Raw genomic sequence first — 7,338 nt, forward strand, 5'->3', positions numbered from 1 at the left:
CGATTATGCTGTGTCACTTCGTATCAACACACGGAATGTCACAGCAAGAGGTCCAACAGGAGTTGTACGTCGACCAGTACACGCTCGGCCTCGTCGGGCCCGACCAGGAGTGGGCGGGCACGGTCGCCGACGGGGGGACGGTGAAGACGTACACGCCGCCGGGCTGTTGGGGGCCGATGGTGACGCCCTCGTTCCGGGGCGGCCACGAGGTGACCCGACCGATCCGCGTCGAGGGGGCCGAGGTCGGCGACGCCGTCGCGATCCACATCCGCGACGTGGAGGTGACGAGCATGGCGACGAGCACGGGGTCGATGGCGGAGCGCGAGGGCGCGTTCGGCGACGACCCGTTCGTCGATCACCGCTGTCCCGAGTGCGGCACGACGTGGCCGGACTCGGTCGTCGAGGGCACCGGCGAGGACGCGATCCGCTGTGCGGAGTGCGGCGCGAACGCCTCCTCGTTCGGCTTCGAGTACGGCTACACCGTCGCCTTCGACCACGAGAACGCGGTCGGGATCACGCTCGACAAAGAGGGCGCACACGAACTGGCCCTCGACGCCGACGAGGTGATGGACATCCCCGAGAACGCGCGCCAGCACCCGATCCTGCTGTACGAGCCGGACGGGATGCCCGGCACGCTCGGCCGCCTCCGCCCGTTCATCGGCAACATCGGAACCACGCCGCCCGTCACCATGCCCGACTCCCACAACGCGGGCGACTTCGGGCAGAACCTGATCGGCGCGGACCACGACTACGGCGTCGAGACCGAGGCGGACCTCGAACTGCGCACCGACGGCCACATGGACGTGCCCGAGGTCCGGGCGGGCGCGACGCTGATCTGCCCGGTCGTCGTCGAGGGCGGCGGGGTGTACGTCGGCGACCTCCACGCGAACCAGGGCGACGGCGAGCTCTCCCTCCACACCACGGACGTGAGCGGGACGGTGACGATGGACGTGGAAGTGATCGAGGACGTCGACCTCGGCGGTCCCGTCCTCCTCCCGAACGAGGAGGACCTCCCGTTCATCAGCGCGCCGTACACCGACGAGGAGGTCGCGGCCGGCGACGACCTCGGCGCGGAACACGGCGTCGACGTCGACACCGACGCCGCGCCGATCCAAGTGATCGGCTCGGGTGCGACGGTGAACGACGCCACGCAGAACGCCTTCGACCGCGCCGGAGAACTGCTCGATATGAGCGAGGGCGAGGTCCGCGGCCGGTGTACGTTCACCGGCGGCGTCCAGATCGGACGGCTCCCCGGCGTCGTCCAACTCGACATGCTCGTGCCGATGGACCTCCTCGCCGAGGCCGGCCTCGACGACGCGGCGCGCGAGCAGTACGGACTGTAAGGAGAGGTCCCTCCCGGTCGGTTCGCTGATTTTTCCGGGCCTCCCGGCGCGGACGACTACGAGGCTCGATCCGCCCGGGTCTCCGTGGCCGTTTTCGCCGCAAACAACCCTGCGACCGAGACCACCGAAGCCCCAGCTGCGACGGCTCGCGCGCCTTGCTGCGCTCCTCGCGCGCCTTGCTGCGCTCCTCGCTCGCGTCGCTCGCTGCGGTGCTTGCTGCGGCGTGCTTCGCCCTCGCGGCTGCCCCTTCGAGTCCCGCCCGGCACCGCTCCGCAGCCGCACCTCACGCCTCCCCAGCCTCGTCGGCGGCTCCGCCGCCGGCGACGCCACCGCACCGCGTCCAGCACGTCACCCGTATCGGTAGAGGGTGCCACGACCCGCCCGTTTATGCCGGTGGAACCGGGAGGCTAACGCGATGAGTTCGGGCGGCGACTCCGACGGGACCGGACCGGCTGGCGGGTCGGCGAGCGACGCGGACGAGTTCGGCTTCGCGGAGCCGGCGACCGACCAGTCGTTCGAGAACGCGCTCGCGAAGGCGCGCGACGGGGTGCGGCTCACCGTCGACGACGCGACGGAACTGCTCGCGACCGGGACGGAGCGCGAGGGCATCGATCCGGTCCGCAAGGAGGCGGTGCTGGAGGCCGCGGACCGCCGCCGCGCCGAGACGGTCGGCGACGAGGTCACCTTCGTCGCCAACCTCAACAACAACGTCACGACGGCCTGCAACACCGGTTGTCTGTTCTGTAACTTCAAGGACTCCGCGCACGCCTTCGAGGCCGACAGCGACGTCGACCACGCCGGGTTCACCAAGCCGCCCGCGGAGTCGCGCGCGGTCGTCGAGGACGCGCTCGACATGGGGGTCTACGAGGTGTGCTCCGTCTCCGGGCTTCACCCGGCGTTCGCGCTGAACGACGAACACCACGAGATCCTCGCCGCGCACGACGACCCCGACAGCGAGGCGAACTACAAGCCGCCGGAAGCGTACGCGACCGACCCGGGCACGTACCGCGAACAGATGGCGGCGATGTCCGTCGGCGGCGTCCACCTCCACTCGATGACCCCCGAGGAGGCGTACCACGCGAAGCGCGGCACCGACTGGGAGTACGAGTCGGTCTACCGCGAACTCGCGGCCGCGGGGCTCGACTCCGCGCCGGGGACCGCCGCCGAGATCCTCGTCGACGAGGTCCGCGACGTGATCTGCCCGGGGAAGATCCGCACCGGCGACTGGGTGGCGGCGATGGAGGGCGCGGCGGCCGCCGGCCTCGACGTCACCTCGACGATGATGTACGGCCACGTCGAGACGGTCGCCCACCGCGCACAGCACCTGAAGGTGATCCGCGACCTCCAGGACCGGACGGGCGCGATCACGGAGTTCGTCCCCCTCTCCTTCATCCACCAGAACACGCCGCTGTACCGCCGCGGGGTCGTCGACTCCGGCCCCTCGCGCGCCGAGGACGAACTCGTGGTCGCGGTCGCGCGGCTCTTCTTGGACAACGTCGACCACGTCCAGGCCTCGTGGGTGAAGTCCGGCGACGCCCACGGGCTCAAGCTGCTCAACTGCGGCGCGGACGACTTCATGGGCACCATCCTCTCGGAGGAGATCACCAGCCGCGCCGGCGGCGAGTACGGCGAGTACCGTTCGTTCGACGACTACGTCGAGATGATCACGGCGATCGGTCGGACCCCCGTCGAGCGCTCGACCGACTACCGGACCCGCCGCCGGATCGACCCCGACGACGGCCCCCACGGTCCGCGGCTCGGCCCGCGCGCCGACGGGACGCCGATGCTGCCCGAGCGCTCGACCGGGGGCGACGCCGCCGGAACGTCGCCCACCGAGGCCGACGACTGAGCGGGCCGAGCGGTCGGTCGAGAGGACTGCTCGAACGACCGGTCGGGGCGACTGGTCGCGGACCCGATCGAACGGCCGATCGGTCGAACGCCGAACACGTTCCGCCCACCGCCGGCGACTCCCAGCGAGTGAGAACCGCCGGTATCGCCTTTATGGCGGTACTCGTTACCACGTGTGAGATGGGGGCACCAGACGCACGGCCGACCGACCGTCGGGCGAGTGAGTCCGAGGCGCGGACCGACGACGCGCTCGACGCTGACCGGCCGTCGCTCACGCGGTCCGACGAGCGACTGCTCTCGTACCTCGCCGACGTCGGTGCGGACTACCAGGCGTTCATCGCCGGGAACACCGGCCTGTACGCCGACCACGTCGAGTCGCGGCTGACCGCGCTGGCGGACGCCGGCCTCGTCGAGCGCGTCTCCGGCGAGGCCGTCTACCGCGTCACCGACGCCGGGCGCGACGCGCTGCGCGACGACTGCCCGCGCTGGTCGGACTGAGACGGGGACTCGAAGAGCGTATCAGAGAACGGTTCGCGTACCAGTCTCAATCCCCAGTACAGACCGGAGATGAGGATGGCGGGAGTGGGTCTCGCACGTTTGTGAGGTAGATATTTATAAGGAGGAATGTCGTATCGCTGCTGGTTGTTTATAAGTGATCGATGGCTCTGTGGTGACGGGCTCCAAAGCTCCAGCCGCTCGGCTGTACAATACTGTGATTGCTTATAAATCAGTTATCGACACGGAGACCGCCGAAGCCCCAGCCTCGTCGGCGGCCCTCCGCTTCGCTTCGGACCGCCGACTCCCTCGCGCGTGCTGTCGCCGGCGCGAAGCGCCGGCTGCTAGAGGGACCTTCGGTCCCTCGCGACTCGCGGCCGCCGGGGGCGGCCGCTCGCAGGCGCACGCCTCCGCACCGCCTTTATAAGTAATCGCCGCTGTCGCTCACAGTTCATTTAAATACTGTGCCGTTCCCACCGATCTGCGAGGCTCACTCCCCCCATTGATCAAGAGGTACCCTGCTTAGCGGCTAGTTAAACGACCGTTCAGCCGGAACCGGGACCCCGCAAACGGTTTTAAATCTCCCAGTATTCGGAGGCAGTTACCGCCCGGTTTCGACGCTTATCGACCGAGCTCCGCGTGCGCCGACGAGAGGTGTCGCGACCCGAGCGCCGCGAGCAGGTTGAGTTCGCCGGCGAGCGCGCACACCGCGATCGACTCCGCGAGCGCGTCGGCGTTGGTCCCTGCCGGGTCGCCGCCGCCGGCGACGCCGAGGATCTCCAGACTGGCCCGTTGGGTCGCCAGCTTCGTCCCGCCGCCGACGGTCCCCACTTCGAGGCTCGCCAGCGAGACGGAGACGTAGAGGTCGCCGTCGTCGGTCGTCTCGGCGGTCGTGATCGCGTTCGCGCCCTCGACGACCTGCGCCTCGTCCTGCCCGGTGGCGAGGAACATCGCGGCGACCGCGTTGGCGACGTGGGCGTTGAAGCCGAGCGCGCCCGCCTTCGCGGAGCCGACGAGGTTCTTCCGCGTGTTGATCTCGGCGATCGCCTCCGGGGTCGTGTGGAGCCGGTCCTCGACGACCTCGCGGGGGATCGTCGCGTCCGCGACGACCGAGCGGCCGCGCCCCTCGACGGCGTTGATCGCGGCCGGCTTCTTGTCCGAACAGAGGTTGCCCGAGAGCGCGACCAAGGAGGCGTCCGTCTCCGCCTCGATCACGTCGCAGGCCTCGCGGGTGGCGATGGTGGCCATGTTCATCCCCATCGCGTCCTTCGTGTCGTAGCGGAACCGGCAGAACACGTTGTTGCCGACGACGTACGGCGTCACGTCGAGCAGTTCGCCGTGGCTCGTCGTCGCCTCCGCGGCCTCGGCGAGCGCGGGCTCGTTGTCGCGCACCCACGCGACGAGCGCCTCGGCCTCCGCGACGCCCGCGACCCGGAAGACGGGCGCGCGCGTCATCCCGCTCTTGGTCACCCGAGCGGTCGCGCCGCCGGCGCGCTCGATGGCGGAGCAGCCGCGGTTGATCGACGCGACGAGCGCGCCCTCGGTGGTCGCCAGCGGGAGGTAGCGCTCGCCCGAGCGCGCGCTCCCGTCTATCGTCACCGGGCCGGCGACGCCGACCGGCACTTGGACGCCGCCGAGCGTGTTCTCGATGTTCGAGCCGTGGACCGCCTCGGCGTCGAACGTGTACTCGCCGAGCGCGTCGAGGTCGGCGTCCGTCGCCTCCGCGACGAGCAGCCGGCGCGCGGCGGTCGCCGTGTCGGCGTCGGCGTGGTCTTCCAGCTCGTGGAAGCGGAGGTCACCGTCGCGGACGCGGGCCGCGAGGTCCGCGGGAGTCGGTTGCGACATGCCGACCAGTCCTCGCGGCGGGCGCTAATGGCTGTCGGTTCCGGGGCTCTCGCGGGAGGACGACGAGACGCTCAACGGGCGACTACCCGCCGACGAACCCGGAGAGGCGCTCGCGGATCGACTCCCCGCCGAGCTTGAGGTAGTAGGCGTCGCCGCCGTCCTCGTAGTAGTCGTCGATGCGGCGGATCACCTCGAAGCCGAGGTGTTCGTAGAAGCCGAGCGCGGAGCGGTTGGTCGTGCGGGCGTGGCAGGTGACCGACCGGTGCTGCTCGGCCACGTCGGCGACGAGCCGCTCGGCGTGGCCGCGGCCGCGGTGGTCCGGATGAACGGCGAGAAAGAGGATGTAGCCGTCCCGGCGAACGGACGCGAAGGCGACGAGCCGGTCGTTCTCGACGAGCAAGTGGGCGGTCGACCGGCGGTAGGCGTCGACGAAGAAGCCGCGTCGCTGTCGGAGGACGCCCTCCGCGGACCGAATTCGCTCTTTGAGCTCCCACGCGGCGGTCGCGTAGTCGGACTCGCCGGGCGGGTCGGTCCGCTTTTCGACGTTGACGCTCACTGCGATGACCTAACACGCCAGCGGAATATAACTCCACCGCCAGCGGGGACCGTTGCGGGCGGCTGCGCCGCCAGCGGGAACGGTTGCGGGCGGCAGACTTCCTCTCGGCGGGTCGGCGTCGGTCCGCGGCGAGAGCGTGACCGAACGGACGAGAGCGCGACAGAAGGGTTTTGTCGCGGTCGCGCGTGGACAATCGCAATGGCTGACGAGTCGTCGGCGGCACAACTGCTCCGACGGGCGTTCCTCACGGGCGTCGCCGTCGTCGTCCCCGCCGTCATCACGCTCGTCGTGCTCGCGTTCGCGTTCAACGCGGTGTACGACTACCTCGACGCCTTCTCGTCGGCGGTCGTCGCCGTCTCCCCCGGACTCGGCCTCCCCATCGTCGGCGCGATCCCCCGCGAGGCCGCGATCGAGATCGCGACGCCGGTCGTGTTCGTCGCCGCCATCGTCCTCCTCGGCGCGGCGGTCGAGTCCTCGCGGTACGGCGAGCGCGCGGTCGACTACGTCGACGAGGCCGTCGAGCGGATTCCGGGGGTCGGCTCGGTCTACCAGGGGTTCCGGCAGATGAGCGACGCGATGCTGGACTCCGACAGCGGGAACTTCCGCGAGGTCGTCCTCGTGGAGTTCCCGACCGAGGAGACGTACACGCTGGCGTTCGTGACGAGCGAGACGCCCGACGTGATCGCGGACCACGCCGACTCCGAGGGCGAGGGGATGCGGACGCTGTTCATGCCGATGGCCCCGAATCCGGTCATGGGTGGCCACGTCGTCTTCGTCCCCGAGCGACGGATCGTCGACGTGGAGCTGACCGTCGACGAGGGGATCCGCGCGCTGGTCACGAGCGGCGTCGCCCTGGAGGAGGTCGCGGCCGATCTCGACGACGTCGACCCCTCCGACCTGCGCGCCGACGCGCCGGAGGGGACCATCGACGCGCGGTTCCCGTCGGACGAGCGGCCGGAGAGCGCCGGAGACCCTCGTGACGGAGCCGCCGGGGAGGGCGACGGCCGATGAGCTACGACCTCCGCGACCACACCGCCGACGTCGCGGTCGAGGCCACGGCCGACACCCCCTCCGCGCTGTTCGCGGCGGTCGCCGACGGACTCACCGCGGCGAGCGCGGAGTCGGTCCCGGCGGCCGGCGAGCGGTTCGAGTTCGCGGTCGAGGCCGAGGGCCGCGAGGCGCTGCTGTTCGACTACCTCGATCGGTTGATCTACGAGCGCGACGTGCGGCTCGTCCTCCCGGCGGACCACC

Annotated in this window: 7 protein-coding genes; 5 read left to right on the top strand and 2 right to left on the bottom strand. The window is 70.4% G+C overall.

Features of this window, described 5'->3' with window-relative positions; translation table 11 throughout:
* Positions 1–35: 35 nt before the first annotated feature.
* From C472_RS02290 to C472_RS02300, 3 genes are all read left to right on the top strand, one after another.
* Positions 36–1,343, top strand: coding sequence for an acetamidase/formamidase family protein (locus tag C472_RS02290; RefSeq protein ID WP_006628169.1), 1,308 nt, complete (start codon positions 36–38; stop codon positions 1,341–1,343).
* Between the two features lie 415 nt (positions 1,344–1,758).
* Positions 1,759–3,192, top strand: a complete 1,434-nt coding sequence (gene cofH / locus C472_RS02295) for a 7,8-didemethyl-8-hydroxy-5-deazariboflavin synthase subunit CofH (protein WP_006628170.1) — start codon at positions 1,759–1,761, stop codon at positions 3,190–3,192.
* 179 nt (positions 3,193–3,371) lie between these two features.
* Complete coding sequence (locus tag C472_RS02300) at positions 3,372–3,689, top strand: DUF2250 domain-containing protein (protein WP_006628171.1); 318 nt, start codon at positions 3,372–3,374, stop codon at positions 3,687–3,689.
* Positions 3,690–4,307: 618 nt separating this feature from the next.
* Here the strand turns inward: C472_RS02300 and hmgA are convergent.
* Both hmgA and C472_RS02310 read right to left on the bottom strand, forming a co-directional pair.
* The gene (gene hmgA / locus C472_RS02305) at positions 4,308–5,531 is read right to left on the bottom strand and encodes a hydroxymethylglutaryl-CoA reductase (NADPH) (RefSeq protein ID WP_006628172.1); all 1,224 of its coding nucleotides are present in this window, start codon (positions 5,529–5,531) and stop codon (positions 4,308–4,310) included.
* A gap of 82 nt (positions 5,532–5,613) precedes the next feature.
* A complete protein-coding gene (locus tag C472_RS02310) occupies positions 5,614–6,087 on the bottom strand; it encodes a GNAT family N-acetyltransferase (protein ID WP_006628173.1) in 474 nt (157 codons plus the stop codon).
* A gap of 198 nt (positions 6,088–6,285) precedes the next feature.
* Here C472_RS02310 and C472_RS02315 point away from each other — a divergent pair, with 198 nt between their 5' ends.
* Together C472_RS02315 and C472_RS02320 are read left to right on the top strand one after the other, a co-directional pair.
* Positions 6,286–7,098: a DUF502 domain-containing protein gene (locus C472_RS02315; RefSeq protein WP_006628174.1), complete on the top strand. Its 813-nt coding sequence runs from the start codon at positions 6,286–6,288 to the stop codon at positions 7,096–7,098.
* A partial coding sequence (locus C472_RS02320; protein WP_006628175.1) for an archease occupies positions 7,095–7,338 on the top strand: 244 nt, incomplete at its 3' end. The genes C472_RS02315 and C472_RS02320, both read left to right, overlap by 4 nt.

Origin of the sequence: Halorubrum tebenquichense DSM 14210 (assembly GCF_000337415.1) — an archaeon.
In the GTDB taxonomy this organism is placed as follows: domain Archaea; phylum Halobacteriota; class Halobacteria; order Halobacteriales; family Haloferacaceae; genus Halorubrum; species Halorubrum tebenquichense.

Bases quoted from the DNA above. Each gene is read 5' to 3' on its own strand.
- cofH (WP_006628170.1), top strand. From the start codon at position 1,759: ATGAGTTCGGGCGGCGACTCCGACGGGACCGGACCGGCTGGCGGGTCG.
- C472_RS02290 (WP_006628169.1), top strand. From the start codon at position 36: ATGTCACAGCAAGAGGTCCAACAGGAGTTGTACGTCGACCAGTACACG.
- C472_RS02315 (WP_006628174.1), top strand. From the start codon at position 6,286: ATGGCTGACGAGTCGTCGGCGGCACAACTGCTCCGACGGGCGTTCCTC.
- hmgA (WP_006628172.1), bottom strand. From the start codon at position 5,531: ATGTCGCAACCGACTCCCGCGGACCTCGCGGCCCGCGTCCGCGACGGT.
- C472_RS02300 (WP_006628171.1), top strand. From the start codon at position 3,372: ATGGGGGCACCAGACGCACGGCCGACCGACCGTCGGGCGAGTGAGTCC.